This window comes from Morganella morganii H1r (genome assembly GCF_000633515.1).
Taxonomy (GTDB): domain Bacteria; phylum Pseudomonadota; class Gammaproteobacteria; order Enterobacterales; family Enterobacteriaceae; genus Morganella; species Morganella morganii_B.
Genome location: NZ_AYMP01000006.1, coordinates 103,040 through 121,146 on the forward strand (window position 1 = coordinate 103,040; position 18,107 = coordinate 121,146).

Genomic DNA, 18,107 nt, shown 5'->3' on the forward strand with positions numbered 1-18,107 from the left:
CTTAAGAATTCTGATAATGCGGTTTGATACATGAAAGTGTGGTTTAAACGTCTCGCGCTGACCGGCCTGATAACAATTGTTCTGACACCGCCGCTGCTCTGGCTGGCTGATAAAATCTGGCCGTTACCGCTGGATGAAGTGGTGATGGCACGTACGGTTACGGCTGAGGACGGATCACCGCTGTGGCGTTTTGCCGACAGTAACGGTGTGTGGCGCTACCCGGTCACACTGAAGGATGTATCACCGGAATTTATTGAAGCGCTTCTGACATACGAAGATCGCTATTTCTATCAGCACCCGGGCATCAACCCGGTGGCTATCGGCCGTGCGGCGTTGCAGGATCTGACCTCCGGACGCATTGTCTCCGGCGGCAGCACGCTCTCCATGCAGGTCGCCCGTCTGCTCGACCCCCATGACCGCACGCTGACCGGCAAACTGAAACAGGTTTTCCGCACCATTCAGCTGGAATGGCACTATTCCAAAGATGATATTCTGGAGATGTATCTTAACCGCGCTCCGTACGGCGGCACGGTAGAAGGTATTGGTGCGGCGAGCTGGATGTATCTCGGTAAACCACCGTCGGAACTGACCGCCGGGGAAGCGGCACTGCTGGCGGTCCTGCCGCAGGCACCGAGCCGTCTGCGCCCGGATCGTTATCCGCAGCGCGCGGAAGCGGCCCGTAATAAGGTGCTTGACCGGCTGGCCGAATTTGAGGTGTGGCCGCAGGCAAAAGTGGACGATTTAAAGCAGGAGAGTATCTGGCTGGCACCGCGCCAGGTGCCGCATTCCGCACCGCTGCTGGCACGGCGTGTGGCGCAGGGGGTGAAAGATCCGGTGATACGCACCACTGTCAATCCCGCCATTCAGCGTCAGCTGGAGGAGATGGCCCGTAACCGCAAATACCAGCTGCCGGAAAAAACCTCACTCGGCATTATGGTGGTGGATAACCGCGATATGAGTGTGAAGGGCTATGTCGGCTCTATCGATTTCTCTGATGACACCCGTTTCGGGCATGTGGATGTGAACAGCGCCTGGCGTTCGCCCGGTTCCACACTGAAACCGTTTTTATATGCCCTGGCGATGGATGAGGGGCTGATCCACAGTGAATCCCTGTTACAGGATGTACCGCGCCGCTTTAATGATTACCGGCCGGGTAACTTTGATACCGGATTCAGCGGGCCGGTGAGTGTCAGTGAGGCACTGCGCCGCTCTCTGAATCTGCCGGTGGTTCAGTTGCTGGATGTGTACGGTCCGAAACGGTTCAGTGCCAAACTGCGCAATGTCGGCCTGGAGCTGCGCTTTCCGCTCGGCAGTGATCCGAATCTGTCGCTGATCCTGGGCGGGACAGGGGCACGGATGGATCAGCTGATCGCCGCCTACAGCGCGTTTGCCCGTCAGGGCAAAGTGGCACCGGTGCGTTTTCGTCCGGAGGATCCGCTGGCAGAGCGGCAGCTGATCTCCCCGGGCGCGGCGTGGATCACACGACGGGTGATGGCCGGAGAGACGCGGCCGCTGGCGGATGACCGGCTGGCTCAGGACGTGCCGCTGGCATGGAAAACCGGCACCAGTTACGGTTACCGTGATGCCTGGGCGCTGGGGGTGAATAACCGTTACACCATCGGGGTGTGGGTCGGACGACCGGACGGCACGCCGGTGGCCGGACAGGCCGGGTTCGCAACCGCGATCCCGATTCTGTATCAGGTGGACAGTTATCTGCGGGCACGCGGTGGCAAAAAATTACCGGATCCGAAACCCATCAGTGTCAGCAGTAAAATGATTTGCTGGCCGTCAGGACTGGTGGCGGATAAGCAGGATCCGAATTGCCGTCAGCAGCGGATAGCGCTGGTGCTGGATAATACTGTGCCGCCGACACTGCCGTCCGCAGGGCAGGAAAGCCTGTCCGGCACCAATGCCGTGATCTGGGTTAACGGGCAGGGGGAACGGGTGTCTCCGAATTGTCCGGATGCACAGGAGAAAACCGTGGCGCTGTGGCCGATTGCACTGGAGAGCTGGCTGCCGCCGGGTGAACGCCGCAGCCACCGCCTGCCGCCGGTGAGTAAAATCTGTCCGCCGCTGCGGGTGGAAGCCGCGCCGCTGCTGATTTCCGGGATCCGCGAAGGGGATGTGCTTCGCCGTCTGCCGCTGGCGAAAACCCTTGATCTGCGGGTCGTGACGCAGGGCGGAGAGGGCACTCAGTGGTGGTTTCTCAACGGTGACCAGGCCGGCAGTACAGAATCCGGTGACCCGCTGTTACTGACCCTGGATACCCCGGGACGTTATCAGCTGACAGTGCTGGATCTCAGCGGACAGGTCAGTTCAGTCAGTTTTACCCTGAAATAGCAGAAACGGCGGGAGCAGCAGCGGAAAAAGTGTGATACAGACGGAAAATCTGTGATCTGTCATGCGGAATACTTTGCAAAAATGTTGCGTAACTGTAGGCGAAACAGAGGTGAGCCCGTATAATCATCGCCTTACCACAAGGTGTGGACCGGTCTGCCGTCAGCCGCAAATAACAATGACAACAGCGCACAAGCGCACAATGAGGTCAATTCATGTCTGTACAACGCACATTTTCAATCATCAAGCCAAACGCCGTAAAGAAAAATGCTATCGGGGACATTTATCACCGTTTTGAAAGCGCCGGTTTCCGTATTATCGCCGCCAAAATGCTGCACCTGACCCGCGAACAGGCGGAAGGATTCTACGCTGAGCACAAAGGCCGTCCGTTCTTTGATGGTCTGGTGGAATTTATGACCTCCGGCCCGATTATGGTACAGGTGCTGGAAGGGGAAAATGCCGTGCAGCGTCACCGTGACCTGATGGGCGCCACCAATCCGGATAACGCCCTGGCCGGTACACTCCGTGCGGATTACGCCGACAGCTTCACTGAAAACGCCGTACACGGCTCTGATGCGGAAGCGTCCGCCGCCCGTGAAATCGCGTATTTTTTCACTGAAGATGAAATCTGCCCGCGCTGATCACGCATTTCAGCCGGAGCCTCCCGCAGGTTCCGGCTGCTCCCGTCCCTGTCCTCTCTTATATTTTTGTTCCGCTGAGTCTGTGTTATAAACATTAAAATTAATGTGGATATTTTATGCTGTCAGGGAACCCGTATGAAAAAATATTGTTATATTGCCGGTATACTGCTCGTCAGTATTTTTTTTATCGCACAGATGACCGGCGGGCCGGACTGTATTGAAGATTACGGTAATAACGTCAGAAAAATATGCACACCGAAAGAAGATGTTATTTTGTGGGAGCAGAATGCCGGGCAATCTGCGGATAATGACGCTGTCAGAAAAGTAAAATACGACAAAGCGGATTTAAACGATTTCTTTTTCAGCGAAAATACCATGGTTCATTTTCTGGCAGAGAACGGCAAGGTTTATCATGTCGCGATGGACACATTGCGTGACCCGGATTGTCAGGGCAGCAGCGGGGATTTTTCAATTACGCCGCTGGTTACACCGCGTTGCTGGTTTGGTGATAATATCCGTGAATATAATATCCGGCTGGACCTGGTCAGTGAGGACGCGGACAGTTTCAGGTTATTCCCCGAAAATACACGCTATTACAATTATGCGTATGATAAAGAACATGTTTATTTCAATGGCTTTTACCGTTCGGACGATGCGGATCCTGCCACATTCCGCCGTGTGATCACGGGCAATCCGGATAAAAAGCTGCCGGAAAAACTGTACACCGATAATCAGCATCTGTATCTCGATTACCGGAAAATAGCCGATGAATCATGGGATGACCTGACCGATATCCGTATTATCCCGGTGTCAGTGAACTGGAAAACCGTGATGAGCGGGATCGTATTAAGGGGGAACCGTGCTGTTGACGATAACAGCTGTTTTACCCTGAAAAAAGGCAGTAAGACCGGAGCGTTATATCTGTTTTCCGATGATAATGTTGCCGTGTCAACCGCTGCGGATATTCCGGTAACGGCAGATCAGCAATGTTATCTGAACAATATCGTGGTTTGTCATATCGGCGGTGATTTTTATAAAATAAGCTACCGCCACGGTGACCCGCAGTTTGAAAAAATAACGGATTCAAACCGATCCCGGATCAGTAAAGAGTGGGATAATTTATTATCTTATTACTGAAATGCGGTATCCGGTTTTTTCATTTGCCATATCACCATTAATATTTGTACAATGCCGCGCCCCGTTATGATACGGGGCTTTTATATTTCCGCCGTATCCGTGACGCAGTCCGTTTCAGCGGCTATCCTTATTCCTGTATCTGTGATGCGCGCTGCGTGTCACCGCCGAAAGTGTAACAACGAGGCAATGTTAACAATGTCAGAACTGACCACCCGGGACGCCTGTGCAACAGGCTCCGCACCGATTGCTCCTGAAAAAATCAACGGAAAAATTAATTTACTCGATCTGACCCGCAAAGAGATGCGCCAGTTTTTCGCCGATATGGGTGAGAAACCTTTCCGTGCTGATCAGGTGATGAAGTGGATTTACCACTATTGCTATGATGATTTCGATCTGATGACCGATATCAACAAAGTGCTGCGCACCAAACTGAAAGCGGTGGCGGAAATCCGTGCCCCTGAAGTGTCAGAAGAACAGCGTTCTGCGGACGGCACCATCAAGTGGGCTATCCGTGTCGGCGACCAGGAAGTGGAAACTGTCTATATCCCGGAAGAAGATCGCGCCACCCTGTGTGTCTCTTCCCAGGTCGGTTGTGCGCTGGAATGCAAATTCTGCTCAACCGCGCAGCAGGGCTTTAACCGCAACCTGCGGGTATCTGAAATTATCGGCCAGGTCTGGCGTGCCGCGAAAATCATCGGCTCCCTGAAATCCAGCGGCCGCCGTCCGATCACCAACGTGGTGATGATGGGGATGGGTGAACCGCTGCTGAACCTGACCCATGTTGTTCCGGCGATGGAAATCATGCTGGATGACTTCGGTTTCGGGCTCTCCAAACGCCGCGTGACGATTTCCACCTCCGGCGTGGTTCCGGCGCTGGATAAACTCGGCGATATGATCGATGTGGCGCTCGCCATTTCCCTGCACGCACCGACCGATGATGTGCGTGATGAAATCGTGCCGATCAACAAAAAATACAACATTGAGACATTCCTGGCATCTGTGCGCCGTTATCTCGGAAAATCCAATGCGAACGGCGGCCGTGTCACCGTGGAATACGTCATGCTGGATCATATTAATGACAGTACTGATCAGGCACATCAGCTGGCGGCCTGTCTGAAAGACACACCAAGCAAAATCAACCTGATCCCGTGGAACCCGTTCCCGGGCGCCCCTTACGGGCGCAGCTCAAACAGCCGGATTGACCGCTTTGCCAAGGTTCTGATGGAATACGGTTTCACCACCATTGTCCGCAAGACACGGGGTGATGATATTGACGCTGCCTGCGGACAGCTGGCCGGGGATGTTATCGACCGGACCAAACGGACACTGAAAAAACGTATGGCCGGTGAACCAATCGCTGTCAAAGCAGTCTGACAGTAATATTAAGTAACACTCCCGGGTGACACTTTACGTTAATATACCTGCCTTACAGACAAGGAGGCAGTATGATAAGGACGTATTCCCCGGGCTTAATTGCAGTAATGCTGCTGGCAGGATGCCGGACAGCCCCTGTGACACAGACAGTACCGGCTGCGACCGGTACCCGTCTTGCACTGGGTGAGGCTTATCTTCAGGCCGGTCAGTATGATGCCGCGCGGTATCATTTTGACCGGATACTGAAAGCACAGCCGCAGCATACCGGTGCGCTGACAGGCGCGGCGCTGAGTGCAAAATGCGATCAGCAGCCTGAAATTGCGGAAAAATACCTGAATTTAGCCGTGAATTCCCCGTCAGGCAGTGATAGTGTGGTAAAGTACATTTTGGCTTATGAGTGTCCGCCGGATAAGAGTCTGTAAAACAATATAAAAGTGATGTTGTTTTCAGGGTTATTTTATTATTACGGGTGGCATGCTGTATGCCGGAATACGGAACTTCGGTGCGCGGAAAGGCAGATCTCCGCGCTTTCTCGTAACCAGAACTGTTTGTGTCCTGAAACTCATGAATAACTCTCAATCTCAAGATAATCTCCAACTCACTCTTGGCCAATTCTTAACACAACGTCGGGAACAACTTCAGTTATCACGGGAAACAGTCGCCGACAGACTTTGTCTTAAACTGACTACAGTGCGTGAAATCGAAGAAGATGCACTGAAAGAAGCCAACCCGACCTTTATCCGCGGTTATGTCCGCACCTATGCCAAGCTGCTGCAGCTCCCTGAATCTGCAATCATGCCTTATCTTGATAACATCGCGCCCGCTCAGATGACCAAAGTCCAGCCGATGAAAAGTGTGACGCTCGGCCGTCAGCGTAAAAAACGCGAAGGCTGGCTGATGAAATTCACCTGGCTGGTGCTGCTGGTGGTTCTGGCGCTGGTGGGGGTGTGGTGGTGGCAGCAGTATCAGGCACAACAGGCCGATATTGCCTCACTGGCACAGCAGAATGATGTCACCGTGAATGCCGCGGCAGATGCGCCGGGTACCGATCCGGCAGACAGTGATGCGCCGCAGACACTGAATGCCCCGGCAGGAACACCGGATGCCGTACCGGCGGGCAATACCAATACCGCTGCACTGGAATTATCGGCAGCCACCCCGCAGGATCAGGAAATTGACAGCAGCAAGATTGTGCCGCTGCCGGGCAGTGATCGTGTACCGGCGGTTGTTAACCGCGCCGTGGACAGCGAAGGCGGCACACTGCCGACCACCACACAGACACAGGATGGTCTGGTTCTGACCTTCAAAAACACCTGCTGGCTGGAAGTGACCGATAACAAAGGAACTAAAATTTTCAGCGGCACCAAACAAAAAGGGGATACCCTGGAATTTGCGGGCGCAGAACCTTACCGTCTGAAAATCGGCGCACCGGCTGCCGTGGATGTGCAGTTCAAAGGTCAGAGTGTGGATCTGAGCCATTTTGTTAAGGCAAACCGGGTTGCAAACCTGAGTGTGCCGAAAGCCGGTGAATAATTGGTTTTTAAATTAAATCTTTACTACACAATAAACACAGCAATGATTAAGGACACAAGGATGTTCCGGAGAAAGACATATGCATAATGAATCCCCGATAAAAAGACGCAAGTCCACCCGAATTTACGTGGGAAATGTGCCGGTCGGTGATGGTGCACCTATCGCCGTGCAATCAATGACAAACACCCGGACAACGGATGTTGAGGCGACCGTCAGACAAATTAAATCCCTGGAACGTGTCGGCGTGGATATTGTCCGCGTGTCAGTGCCGACCATGGATGCGGCGGAAGCCTTTAAACTGATTAAACAGCAGGTCTCTGTACCGCTGGTGGCGGACATTCATTTTGATTACCGTATTGCGCTGAAAGTGGCGGAGTACGGTGTGGATTGTCTGCGTATCAACCCGGGCAATATCGGCAGTGAGGAGCGCATCCGTCAGGTAGTGGATTGCGCCCGTCATTATAATATCCCTATCCGTATCGGGGTGAACGGCGGCTCGCTGGAAAAAGATATCCAGGAAAAATACGGCGAACCGACCCCGGAAGCGCTGGTGGAATCCGCCATGCGCCATGTGGATATTCTCGATCGCCTGAATTTTGACCAGTTTAAAGTCAGTGTTAAAGCGTCTGATGTCTTCCTGGCGGTCGGTGCTTACCGTCTGCTGGCGCAGAAAATTGATCAGCCGCTGCATCTGGGGATCACCGAAGCGGGCGGCGCCCGTGCCGGTTCTGTAAAATCAGCGATCGGGTTAGGTATGCTGCTGTCGGAAGGGATTGGTGATACGCTGCGTATCTCGCTGGCGGCTGATCCGGTGGAAGAGGTGAAAGTCGGGTTTGATATCCTGAAATCCCTGCGTATCCGTTCGCGCGGCATTAACTTTATCGCCTGTCCGACCTGCTCCCGTCAGGAGTTCGATGTGATTGGCACCGTGAATGCGCTGGAACAGCGGCTGGAAGATATCATCACACCGATGGATGTGTCGATTATCGGCTGTGTGGTCAACGGTCCGGGTGAGGCGGAGGTTTCCACACTGGGCGTGACCGGGGCGAAAACCCGCAGCGGGTTCTACGAAGACGGAGTCCGTCAGAAAGAGCGTCTGGATAACACGGATATGATCGATCAGTTAGAAGCGAAAATCCGTGCCAAGGCGGCCATGCTGGATCAGAATAACCGGATTGATATCAGTCTGGTTGAGAAAGAATAATCACGGACCGGCTCATGATTAACGGGCCGGTATTGTCTGTTTTGGCGGATATGCGGTTTTAGGACGATATATCCGCCTCCCGATATTGCACCCGCACCGGGTCGCTTTTATAATCGGAAACATATTTCATTGAGTTAAGAGAATTAACGTGGCGACAAAAATCCAATCTGTTCGTGGTATGAATGATTATCTGCCGGCTGATACTGCTGTATGGCAGCGTATTGAAAACACGCTTAAACGCATTCTGACAAGCTACGGGATCAGTGAAATCCGTACACCGATTGTCGAGCATACCCCCCTGTTTCAGCGCGCCATCGGCGAAGTGACCGATGTTGTTGAAAAGGAAATGTACTCTTTTCAGGACCGCGAAGAAAATGTGAGTTTAACACTGCGGCCGGAAGGAACAGCGGGCTGTGTTCGTGCCGGGATTGAAAGAGGCTTACTGTATAATCAGGAACAGCGCCTCTGGTATATCGGACCGATGTTCCGCCACGAGCGTCCGCAGAAAGGGCGCTATCGTCAGTTCCATCAGCTGGGTGCGGAAATTTTCGGCCTGAGCGGGCCGGATATCGATGCCGAACTGATTATGATGACCGCCCGCTGGTGGCGTGAGCTGGGCATTGCGGAACATGTCACGCTGGAACTGAACTCAATCGGTTCGTTACAGGCGCGCGCAAACTACCGCGAAGCGCTGGTGGCCTTCCTGGAGCAGCACAAAGATAAACTGGATGAAGACTGCAAACGCCGGATGTACACCAACCCGCTGCGCGTGCTGGATTCCAAAGACAGAGTTGTTCAGGAACTCCTGAATGATGCACCGGCACTGTTTGATTATCTTGATGAAGAATCAAAAGTCCACTTTGACGGCCTGTGCGCCATCCTGGATGCCGCCGGTATTCAGTACCGCATCAACCAGCGTCTGGTCCGTGGTCTGGATTACTATAACCGCACCGTGTTTGAGTGGGTGACCACCGCACTGGGTTCGCAGGGGACAGTCTGCGCGGGCGGCCGTTATGACGGGCTGGTTGAACAGCTCGGCGGTCATAATACCCCGGCGGTGGGTTTTGCCATGGGTCTGGAGCGTATGGTACTGCTGGTTCAGTCCGTCAATCCTGACTTTGTGAACGAAACCGCAGTGACCGATATTTATCTGGCCTCCTTCGGTGAAGGCAGCCAGGTCGCGGCAATGATGCTGGCGGAACAGATCCGTGACAGCCTGCCGGATGTGCGTATCATGACCAACTACGGCGGCGGTAACTTTAAGCGCCAGCTGAGCCGTGCGGATAAAAACGGTGCGCGCATCGCCCTGATTTTAGGTGAGGATGAAATTGCCAACGGGACAGTCACTGTCAAAGAACTGGCCAGCGGTGAGCAGCAGACGCTGGCACAGAGCGGGCTTTCCGCTCGTCTGAGCGAACTTTTAGGTTAAGGAGAGACGTGTGGAAGTCTATACCACAGAAAATGAACAGGTATCAGCGCTGAAGAATTTCTTTGTTGAAAACGGCAAAGCAATCGCGGCAGGTTTGATCATCGGTATCGGCGGTATTGCCGGCTGGAACTACTATCAGTCTCACCAGGTCACCAAATTACAGGATGCGGCGATTGCCTATGAAACGGCGATCGCAGCGAAAGGCACCCCGGCGGAGCAGACAGCCCGTCTGCAGGCGTTTGCGAAAGAAGCCAATAACAATTACGGTGCTATCGCCGGTCTTGATCTGGCGATGAAAGCGGTTGACAGCAACGACCTTCCGGCGGCAGAAAATGCCCTGAGCCAGGCGCTGACAAAAACTGATAATGAAGATTTAAAAGATCTGATTAATACCCGTCTGGCCCGTGTACAACTGGGACAGAAAAAACCGGATGCCGCGCTGGCAACCGTTGCGGCAGTGAAAGGGAAAGGCTGGGCGGCTTACGCACAGGATATCCGCGGTGATGCCCTGTTACAGAAAGGGGATGTGAAAGGCGCGCAGGAAGCCTACACCACCGGTATTCAGAGTGAAGGTGCCGGGACTATCAAATCCGTTATGACATTCAAACTCGATAACTTAGCCGGGTGAGGGGACTCTCGATAATGCAACTGCGTAAAACACTGCTGGTAGGATTAGTCGCCTCTGTGCTGCTGGCCGGCTGTTCAAGTGAACAGGATACTATCGTGATGTCACCACTGCCGGAAGTGACAAGTCAGTTCACCCCGGAAACCGTGTGGGATAAATCTGTCGGTGACGGTATCGGTAAATATTATTCTCACCTTTCCCCGGCATGGGAAGGATCCAGTGTCTATGCGGCTGACCGCAATGGCCTGGTCAAAGCCTTGGATGCCGACTCCGGTGTTGAAATCTGGTCAGTGAATCTGGCGGAAAAAACCGGCTTCTTATCCGCCAATATCCCGGCGATGTTATCCGGCGGCCTGACCGTTTCCGGTGAACACGTTTATGTGGGTACAGAGCGCGGTACGCTGATCGCCCTGAACGCGAATGACGGTGAAATCGCATGGACCGCTAACGCCGGTGGTGAAGTGCTGTCCCGTCCGGAAGTCAGTGACGGTCTGGTGCTGGTGCATACCGGTAACGGCCTGTTACAGGCATTTGATACTGCGTCCGGCGAACAGCGCTGGAGCCTGAACCTGGATACCCCGAGCCTGTCAGTCCGTGGTGAATCCGCACCGGCCGTGGCCATGGGCGCGGCATTTGTCGGTGGTGATAATGGCCGTGTCAGTGCGGTTATGCTCGGACAAGGTCAGATTATCTGGCAGCAGCGTATTTCCCAGACAACCGGTACCACCGAAATCAGCCGTCTGAATGACGTGGATATGACCCCGGTTGTTGCGGATGGTCGTGTTTACGCTATCGCCTATAACGGCAATCTGGTGGCGATGGATATGCGCAGCGGCCAAATCCTGTGGAAACGTGATTTCGGCTCAGTCAACGAACTGGTGCTGGATGGTGAATCCCTCTATGTTGTTGATCAGAATGATAACATCTATGGTCTGCGTGCCGCAGACGGCGTTACCATGTGGTCACAGGATAAACTGCTGCACCGCAATCTGTCCGCACCGGAACTCTTTAACGGCTATCTGGTGGTCGGTGACGGCGAAGGTTATCTCCACTGGCTGGATACGTCCAACGGACAGTTTGTGGCACAGAATAAGCTCAACAGTTCCGGCATTCTCAGTCGTCCGTCGATTGCCGGTGATAAACTGATGGTGCAGGCCCGTGACGGACGCCTGTATCTGCTCCGCCGCTGACAGTAAACCGCTGTTTCCGGCATCACTCCGGCAGGGCAGCTGACTGCGGGGTGGTTTCATTAACGGCTCCTGAATGACAGGGGCCGTTTCGTCTTTAATCTCCTGTATGGTGCAGGGGATTTTTTCAGTGTTATGAGGCAGTAAAAGCATGATACCTGTCGTTGCTCTGGTCGGGCGTCCCAATGTCGGGAAGTCCACATTATTCAACCGCTTAACGCGTACGCGCGATGCGTTGGTTGCTGATTTCCCCGGCCTGACGCGGGATCGTAAGTACGGTCGTGCAGAGGTTGAGGGACAGGAATTTATTATTATCGATACCGGCGGTATTGACGGCACGGAAGAGGGTGTTGAAACCCATATGGCCGCACAATCACTGCTGGCGATTGAAGAAGCCGATATCGTGCTGTTTATGGTGGATGCCCGCGCGGGTCTGATGCCGGCGGACAGCGGTATCGCCAAACATCTGCGCAGCCGCGATAACAAAACCACCTTTGTGGTGGCGAACAAAATCGATGGTATTGATCAGGATCTGGCGCTGGGTGAATTCTACAGCCTGGGTCTGGGTGAAGTGGTGCCTATCGCCGCCTCGCACGGACGTGGTGTCAGTCAGTTGATCACCCGCGCACTGGTACCGTTCTACGGCGAGCCGGAAAGTGAGGATGATGATCGCGAGTTAACCGAAGAAGAGGCTAACGCCGCGTACTGGGCAGAGCAGGAAGCCCTGGCTCAGACAGCAGAAACGGAAGACGGTGAAGAGGAAGATGATTTCAACCCGATTGACCAGCCGATTAAAATGGCGATTGTCGGGCGTCCGAATGTCGGGAAATCCACGCTGACCAACCGTATCCTCGGTGAAGAGCGTGTGGTGGTTTACGATATGCCGGGTACCACCCGTGACAGTATCTATATCCCGATGGAACGCGACGGGCGCGAATATATTATCATTGATACCGCCGGTGTGCGTAAACGCGGGAAAGTCACTGAAACGGTTGAAAAGTTCTCTGTTATCAAAACACTGCAGGCGATTGAAGATGCGAACGTGGTACTGCTGGTGATTGATGCCCGAGAAGGGATTTCAGACCAGGATCTGTCACTGCTGGGCTTTATCCTCAATGCCGGTCGTTCCCTGGTTATCGCTGTCAACAAATGGGACGGTATGACCGCAGAGGATCGTGATCACGTCAAAGATATGCTGGAACTGCGTCTCGGCTTTGTCGATTTCGCCCGTATCCACTTTATCTCCGCGCTGCACGGCAGCGGTGTCGGTAACCTGTTTGACTCGGTACAGGAAGCGTATGACTGCGCAACCCGCCGCGTCAGTACCGCACTGGTGACCCGCATTATGAAAATGGCAGCTGATGACCATCAGCCGCCGCTGGTTCGCGGTCGTCGCGTCAAACTGAAATATGCGCACGCAGGGGGTTATAACCCGCCGATTATTGTTATCCACGGTAACCAGGTGTCAGATTTACCGGATGGCTATAAACGTTACCTGATGAACTATTTCCGTCAGTCACTGAAAGTGATGGGAACCCCTATCCGCATCCAGTTTAAAGAGGGTGAAAACCCGTTTGCGGATAAGAAAAACGTGCTGACAGCCACCCAGCTGCGGAAACGTAAACGTCTGATGTCCCATATTAAGAAAGGGCGTTAATCAGGAAAACCCGCGTTTTAATGCGGGTTTTTTTATATCTGAGCGTTATCACGGCTCCAGCCCGACGGCTTTCCAGGCGTTCAGCAGCACGGCCGCAACTTCCTCATCATAATTTTCATCCGCAACGAGCAGGGTTTCGCGGGCGAAGGTAAGGAAATCACATTCCGGCGGCAGGTTGCCTCTGCGCAGCGTGTCGAACCAGATTTGCCCGGCCACTTCCCAGCTGTATCCGCCGAGGGCGGAAGCGAAATGGTAAAATGCATGATTCGGGATACCGGAGTAGCAATGCACACCGCCATTATCATTCTCAGGGTCATCCGGCAGTGCAATATAATCCTTCATATGTGCCACCTGTTTATCTTTGCCGATCACCGGATGGTTATAGGCATTTCCCGGTGATGAAAGGGAACGCAGTGCTTTAATTCCGCTTTGTTGATTAAACAATGTTCTGCCGATATGCCAGTCCCCCTGATGGCTGGCGTGGCGGCTGCGGTAATGACCCAGCATGACGGTAAACACATCACAGACAGATTCATTCAGGGCTCCGGACTGATGGCTGTAAGTCAGCGGAGAAAGGTGATCAATCACGGCATGGGAAAATTCGTGCGTGGCGATATCCAGCTGGGCAAAACTCAGAAACAGGGGAGTCACGCTCATTCCGGCATCCCCGGCACCAAATACCAGATGTGCGCCGTTCCAGAAGGCATTGCAGTAGCCGCGTCCGTAATGTGTCATGGCGGAAATGGTGGCATTGCTGTCATTAAAGGATTTGTAATCAAACACATTATCAAAAAAGCCGTAAATGATATCAAGATATTCAAACATATTGTCGGTATCGGTATCCTGCCGGACAGCCATATGCGGCTGAGTATTTTCCGCTTTCCGGTCTTCACGGTAATACAGATCCGGAACGATGGTCAGGTTTTTCAGATGCATCACCCGGCGGTGTGCCGGAGAATGGCACCCGGTGTCCGGCAGGGCGGCATAACTGAGAGATATCGTTTCTGCTTCCGGCACGCGGTGGTAACTCAGCAAGCGCTGCATATGCTGATAACATAACCGGGTCTCTTCGTGATCCCCCTCATGAAGCAGGCGTTTTTTCAGGATCCAGGGCGGTAAAAATGAATAACGCGGGGCATGTGCTGACATAGGCGGTTCTCCTGTTGTTGGAGCCACCATCTTCGCGGAGAAAAATACTCACCGCAGCAGACTATCAGCCTGCTTTTCAGTCAGCACACTGTGAAGAGTTATCAGATCCAGTCGCGGGGGATAAGAAAATCATTCAGTGCGGCTTCCGGGGAACCGGCCTGCGGCTGATAGTCGTATTCCCAGCGCACCAGCGGCGGCATTGACATCAGGATGGATTCAGTCCGCCCGCCGCTCTGTAAACCGAAAAGTGTGCCGCGATCCCACACCAGATTGAACTCCACGTAACGGCCGCGCCGGTAGAGCTGAAACTGCCGTTCGCGTTCACCATAGGGAATAGAACGGCGTTTTTCCGTGATCGGCAGATAAGCCCGGGTAAAACCGTTGCCGACAGCCTGTGTGAAGGCAAAGCATTCCTCAAAACCGGGTTTATTCAGATCATCAAAGAACAGGCCGCCGATACCGCGCGCTTCGCTGCGGTGTTTCAGATAAAAATAGTCGTCGCACCATTTTTTATAACGCGGCCAGGCATCTTCGCCCAGCGGAGTACAGATATCCCGGGCGACACTGTGCCAGTGTACGGCATCTTCAGTGAAAGGATAAAAAGGGGTCAGATCAAAACCGCCACCGAACCACCAGACCGGGTCACAGCCGGTTTTTTCGGCAATAAAAAAGCGTACATTAGCGTGTGCGGCCGGGACATACGGATTATGCGGATGAAGCACCAGGGAAACACCCATGGCCTGATAGTGACGCCCGGCCAGTTCCGGGCGGTGTGCCGTGGCTGACGGCGGCAGGCTGTCCCCGCTGATATGTGAAAAATTAACACCGGCCTGTTCAAACAGCGCGCCGGATTTCAGTACCCGGCTGCGTCCGCCGCCGCCGGACTCCCGCTGCCACTTATCTTCAGTAAACTCAGCACCGCCGTCGCAGGCGGCGAGTTGTCCGCACAGGGAATCCTGTAACCGGAGAAAAAAATCTTTAACACTGTCACTATCAGGGATATTCATTACATCACGACCATTGAGCTGCGGATAAACTTTAGTATATCATTTTGTTTTTATAAGATATCACACCCGTCTCCTCACGGACACGGGCAGACAACCGGCAGGCAGGTAACGGTATGGACATTCGCACATTCCAGCAAGGTGATTTTGAAGAGGTTGTTGCGCTCTGGGAGCGTTGTGATCTGGTCACTCCCCCGGATGACCCGGAAACCGTGATTGAGCGGAAAATGGCACACGACCCGGCACTGTTTCTGGTGGCAGAAGTCAACGGCGAGGTGGTGGGTACGCTGCTGGGCGGTTATGACGGATACCGGGGCTATGCCTATTATCTGGCGGTACATCCGGAGTTTCAGGGCCGGGGAATTGCCAATGCTATGGTGGCGAGACTTGAGAAAAAGCTGCTGGCGCGGGGATGTCCGCAGCTGCTGCTGACAATTCCGGATGATAATACCGCCACACTGAGTATGTTTGACAAACTGGCCTACGACGAATGTCAGCAGGACAGCCTGACCTACACGAAGCGGCTGATCACCGACCCGGAATATTAACTGCCGGGGTTTACCACACTGAGCGAATCTGCGGTCACGACAATCTCATGGCGGTCTTTTTCCATTCCGCCTTCAATACGGACGGTATCATTAGGGGTGATAATCTTTTTCCCCCATAAATCCGCGGGAATTTTTATTTCGACGATACCGCTGTAATCCCCCAGCAGATAGTGCTCCGCTGAAATCTGAGACTGAATATTGCCTTCCAGAATCACCCGGCTGTTATCCTGCAGATAGGGCAGCTGCTTGATGATAAAACGCTGTGGTGTTTCACATTTCACTGTGCTTTGATGATACTCATAGGCAGAAAAGGACGGCAGGGCAGCAGCAGACTGAAACCAGAATGTACCTGCCAGCACAACCGCTGAAAACAGGTAAAAAGACGATGATGTGAATGTCATTTTAGCCATAGCTTATGTCGCCGGTAAATGAGAATGTCGGTGATATGCCGGGAGATATCTTATCGGAAATGTTACGTTACTGAATTCGTAAATATACGTATTTTGTTAAAGTTATTTGATGTAATAATTCAGAATGAATGTTTTGTCAATTCCGGAGTCTGATATCTGAACCGAATGCAAAGGAGCAATAAATGAAGTGTTATCAGGCAATGAAGCTGGCCGCCGTGGCCGGTGCCGTACTGATGCTGAACGGGTGCAGTTCATTTTCGTGGTCATCATTATCGCCGGTAAGCTGGTTCAGCAGCAGTGCGCTGACGGTAACGGCACAGGGTGTCGGCGGTGTGAATAACCGGACAGCCATGACCGAAGCGGCGATCAGTCAGGGACTGGACGATAAATACACACTGCGCGGTGGTATGCAGACCGAGCAGGGGCAGATCGTTAAAATTTTTGAAGGCCGGAAAGACAATAAAACAGTTATCCGCCTGTCCGGGCCGGAAAATGGTACTGTGCAGCGTATTGTCGCCAATGATGCGGATATCCGTACAGAATGGGACACCAAAACCGGAACTCTCTTTTCGGACATCTATCCGCAGGCCGTTGCCGGTGCCTGCACCCTGACCACTGAATTTGATGACAGCGCACAGGTTATCTGCCGTTCACCGCAAACCCCGCGTGTTTCTTATGTTTTCCGCGGAACCTGGTTTGGTCCTGAAACACTGATGCCGTCCGATGATATTCTGAAGAACTGGACTGTCAGTTATATCGTCTGGGCCAATAAATAACCCGGAATAATAAATGAACTTGAGGAATAACAACGTAATTCCGCGTCAGTGATTTATGATAAGGCCATTTCCTGATCAGACTGACGATGCAAAGGGAGCAACATGTCACAAGCACAAAGCGGTATTCTGCCGGAACACTGCCGTTTCGGTATTTTTATTGAAGCAAACACCAAAGGTGATTTACCGGCGATCCGGCGCGGTTGTCAGGTTTTTCTGGCAGCACTGAAAAAGTTACAGACTCAGTTTCCGGCTGAACAGCTGAGTGCCACGGTAGCATTCGGTCACGACCTGTGGCGTCAGCTGGGCAGTCAGAGCAGTGCACCGGAGCTGAAAAATTTCCGTGAACTGGGGCGCGGCCTGGCGCCGGCCACACAGTATGATTTACTGATCCACATTCATTCTCAGCGTCACGATATTAACTTTTCACTGGCACAGGCAGCGGTGGCGGCATTTGCGGGTGCGGTTGAGATTCAGGGCGAAATTCACGGTTTCCGCTGGACGGAAGAGCGCGATCTGAGCGGCTTTATCGACGGCACTGAAAACCCGGAAGGGGATGAGCGTCCGGACGTGGCACTGATCGCGGAAGGGGAAGATGCGGGCGGCAGTTATATCCTGACTCAGCGCTGGGCACACAGCCTGAATAAATGGACCCGTTTTTCTGAAGAGCAGCAGGAAAAGATGATTGGCCGCACCAAAGCAGACAGCACCGAGCTGGATGAAAATGTGCGCAATGTAACCTCTCATGTCTCGCGTGTGGTGATTGAGGAGGAGGGTGAAGAGCTTTCCATTCTGCGCCAGAGCCTGCCGTACGGTACTGCCGGTGGTGAGCACGGCCTGTTCTTTATCGCGTACTGCGGTCGTTTGCATAATATTGAGCAGCAATTGCTGAGTATGTTCGGCGAAACCGACGGTAAATTTGATGATCTGCTGCGGTTCAGTAAACCGAAAACCGGGGCTTATTATTATGCGCCGTCGCTGGCACAGCTGATCGCGTTGCAGGAGGGTGTCACTTTAAGCCCGGAACCGGCTGATAACGGGCAAAAACGAAAAGTCGCTGTGAATACATCCCTGTAAGCTCAGGCGCGCCATCCGTGGC

Annotated in this window: 16 protein-coding genes and 1 pseudogene; 14 read left to right on the forward strand and 3 right to left on the reverse strand. The window is 53.3% G+C overall.

Going from position 1 to position 18,107, the window contains the following annotated elements; genetic code table 11:
- Positions 1 to 30: 30 nt before the first annotated feature.
- The 11 genes from pbpC to der all read left to right on the forward strand — a co-directional run bounded on the left by pbpC (position 31) and on the right by der (position 13,124).
- Positions 31 to 2,340 carry a peptidoglycan glycosyltransferase PbpC gene (gene pbpC / locus U868_RS0103680; RefSeq protein WP_025152107.1) on the forward strand — a complete coding sequence of 770 codons (2,310 nt, stop codon included), beginning with the start codon at positions 31 to 33 and terminating at the stop codon, positions 2,338 to 2,340.
- Positions 2,341 to 2,552: 212 nt separating this feature from the next.
- On the forward strand, positions 2,553 to 2,978 hold the full coding sequence (gene ndk / locus U868_RS0103685; protein ID WP_025152108.1) for a nucleoside-diphosphate kinase: 426 nt from the start codon (positions 2,553 to 2,555) through the stop codon (positions 2,976 to 2,978).
- Between the two features lie 135 nt (positions 2,979 to 3,113).
- Positions 3,114 to 4,115: a hypothetical protein gene (locus U868_RS0103690; protein ID WP_025152109.1), complete on the forward strand. Its 1,002-nt coding sequence runs from the start codon at positions 3,114 to 3,116 to the stop codon at positions 4,113 to 4,115.
- A 195-nt stretch (positions 4,116 to 4,310) separates the two neighbouring features.
- Positions 4,311 to 5,489 carry a bifunctional tRNA (adenosine(37)-C2)-methyltransferase TrmG/ribosomal RNA large subunit methyltransferase RlmN gene (locus U868_RS0103700; RefSeq protein ID WP_025152110.1) on the forward strand — a complete coding sequence of 393 codons (1,179 nt, stop codon included), beginning with the start codon at positions 4,311 to 4,313 and terminating at the stop codon, positions 5,487 to 5,489.
- 71 nt (positions 5,490 to 5,560) lie between these two features.
- Positions 5,561 to 5,911, forward strand: coding sequence for a tetratricopeptide repeat protein (locus tag U868_RS0103705; RefSeq protein ID WP_025152111.1), 351 nt, complete (start codon positions 5,561 to 5,563; stop codon positions 5,909 to 5,911).
- Between the two features lie 142 nt (positions 5,912 to 6,053).
- Positions 6,054 to 7,022, forward strand: a complete 969-nt coding sequence (rodZ, locus tag U868_RS0103710) for a cytoskeleton protein RodZ (RefSeq protein WP_025152112.1) — start codon at positions 6,054 to 6,056, stop codon at positions 7,020 to 7,022.
- A gap of 79 nt (positions 7,023 to 7,101) precedes the next feature.
- Positions 7,102 to 8,226 (forward strand): flavodoxin-dependent (E)-4-hydroxy-3-methylbut-2-enyl-diphosphate synthase, encoded by a 1,125-nt coding sequence (gene ispG, locus U868_RS0103715; RefSeq protein ID WP_024473931.1) that lies wholly within the window; start codon positions 7,102 to 7,104, stop codon positions 8,224 to 8,226.
- A 148-nt stretch (positions 8,227 to 8,374) separates the two neighbouring features.
- Positions 8,375 to 9,655: a histidine--tRNA ligase gene (hisS, locus tag U868_RS0103720; RefSeq protein WP_025152113.1), complete on the forward strand. Its 1,281-nt coding sequence runs from the start codon at positions 8,375 to 8,377 to the stop codon at positions 9,653 to 9,655.
- A 10-nt stretch (positions 9,656 to 9,665) separates the two neighbouring features.
- Entirely contained in the window at positions 9,666 to 10,283 is a 618-nt protein-coding gene (locus U868_RS0103725) for a YfgM family protein (RefSeq protein ID WP_025152114.1), read from the forward strand.
- A 14-nt stretch (positions 10,284 to 10,297) separates the two neighbouring features.
- On the forward strand, positions 10,298 to 11,470 hold the full coding sequence (gene bamB / locus U868_RS0103730) for an outer membrane protein assembly factor BamB (protein WP_025152115.1): 1,173 nt from the start codon (positions 10,298 to 10,300) through the stop codon (positions 11,468 to 11,470).
- 148 nt (positions 11,471 to 11,618) lie between these two features.
- On the forward strand, positions 11,619 to 13,124 hold the full coding sequence (der, locus tag U868_RS0103735; protein ID WP_025152116.1) for a ribosome biogenesis GTPase Der: 1,506 nt from the start codon (positions 11,619 to 11,621) through the stop codon (positions 13,122 to 13,124).
- Between the two features lie 48 nt (positions 13,125 to 13,172).
- Here der and U868_RS0103740 read toward each other — a convergent pair whose 3' ends face one another.
- Positions 13,173 to 14,273 carry a M4 family metallopeptidase gene (locus tag U868_RS0103740; protein WP_025152117.1) on the reverse strand — a complete coding sequence of 367 codons (1,101 nt, stop codon included), beginning with the start codon at positions 14,271 to 14,273 and terminating at the stop codon, positions 13,173 to 13,175.
- A gap of 101 nt (positions 14,274 to 14,374) precedes the next feature.
- On the reverse strand, positions 14,375 to 15,280 hold the full coding sequence (gene hemF / locus U868_RS0103745; protein ID WP_025152118.1) for an oxygen-dependent coproporphyrinogen oxidase: 906 nt from the start codon (positions 15,278 to 15,280) through the stop codon (positions 14,375 to 14,377).
- Positions 15,281 to 15,393: 113 nt separating this feature from the next.
- Here hemF and U868_RS0103750 point away from each other — a divergent pair, with 113 nt between their 5' ends.
- Entirely contained in the window at positions 15,394 to 15,825 is a 432-nt protein-coding gene (locus tag U868_RS0103750; RefSeq protein ID WP_025152119.1) for a GNAT family acetyltransferase, read from the forward strand.
- Here the strand turns inward: U868_RS0103750 and U868_RS0103755 are convergent.
- Positions 15,822 to 16,235, reverse strand: a complete 414-nt coding sequence (locus U868_RS0103755) for a YgiW/YdeI family stress tolerance OB fold protein (protein WP_025152120.1) — start codon at positions 16,233 to 16,235, stop codon at positions 15,822 to 15,824. The two genes, U868_RS0103750 and U868_RS0103755, sit on opposite strands and share 4 nt — an antisense overlap.
- A 182-nt stretch (positions 16,236 to 16,417) precedes the next feature.
- Here U868_RS0103755 and U868_RS0103760 point away from each other — a divergent pair, with 182 nt between their 5' ends.
- Positions 16,418 to 17,011 (forward strand): RpoE-regulated lipoprotein, encoded by a 594-nt coding sequence (locus U868_RS0103760; RefSeq protein WP_025152121.1) that lies wholly within the window; start codon positions 16,418 to 16,420, stop codon positions 17,009 to 17,011.
- Between the two features lie 102 nt (positions 17,012 to 17,113).
- Positions 17,114 to 18,007 (forward strand): annotated as a pseudogene (locus U868_RS0103765) (Dyp-type peroxidase); the annotation flags it as partial.
- Between the last annotated feature and the right edge of the window lie 100 nt (positions 18,008 to 18,107).

Coding starts and splice junctions, on each gene's coding strand:
- U868_RS0103760 (WP_025152121.1), top strand. CDS start 16,418: ATGAAGTGTTATCAGGCAATGAAGCTGGCCGCCGTGGCCGGTGCCGTA.
- rodZ (WP_025152112.1), top strand. CDS start 6,054: ATGAATAACTCTCAATCTCAAGATAATCTCCAACTCACTCTTGGCCAA.
- U868_RS0103740 (WP_025152117.1), bottom strand. CDS start 14,273: ATGTCAGCACATGCCCCGCGTTATTCATTTTTACCGCCCTGGATCCTG.
- U868_RS0103690 (WP_025152109.1), top strand. CDS start 3,114: ATGAAAAAATATTGTTATATTGCCGGTATACTGCTCGTCAGTATTTTT.
- U868_RS0103755 (WP_025152120.1), bottom strand. CDS start 16,235: ATGGCTAAAATGACATTCACATCATCGTCTTTTTACCTGTTTTCAGCG.
- U868_RS0103750 (WP_025152119.1), top strand. CDS start 15,394: ATGGACATTCGCACATTCCAGCAAGGTGATTTTGAAGAGGTTGTTGCG.
- U868_RS0103700 (WP_025152110.1), top strand. CDS start 4,311: ATGTCAGAACTGACCACCCGGGACGCCTGTGCAACAGGCTCCGCACCG.
- ispG (WP_024473931.1), top strand. CDS start 7,102: ATGCATAATGAATCCCCGATAAAAAGACGCAAGTCCACCCGAATTTAC.
- bamB (WP_025152115.1), top strand. CDS start 10,298: ATGCAACTGCGTAAAACACTGCTGGTAGGATTAGTCGCCTCTGTGCTG.
- hemF (WP_025152118.1), bottom strand. CDS start 15,280: ATGAATATCCCTGATAGTGACAGTGTTAAAGATTTTTTTCTCCGGTTA.
- ndk (WP_025152108.1), top strand. CDS start 2,553: ATGTCTGTACAACGCACATTTTCAATCATCAAGCCAAACGCCGTAAAG.
- pbpC (WP_025152107.1), top strand. CDS start 31: ATGAAAGTGTGGTTTAAACGTCTCGCGCTGACCGGCCTGATAACAATT.
- U868_RS0103705 (WP_025152111.1), top strand. CDS start 5,561: ATGATAAGGACGTATTCCCCGGGCTTAATTGCAGTAATGCTGCTGGCA.
- der (WP_025152116.1), top strand. CDS start 11,619: ATGATACCTGTCGTTGCTCTGGTCGGGCGTCCCAATGTCGGGAAGTCC.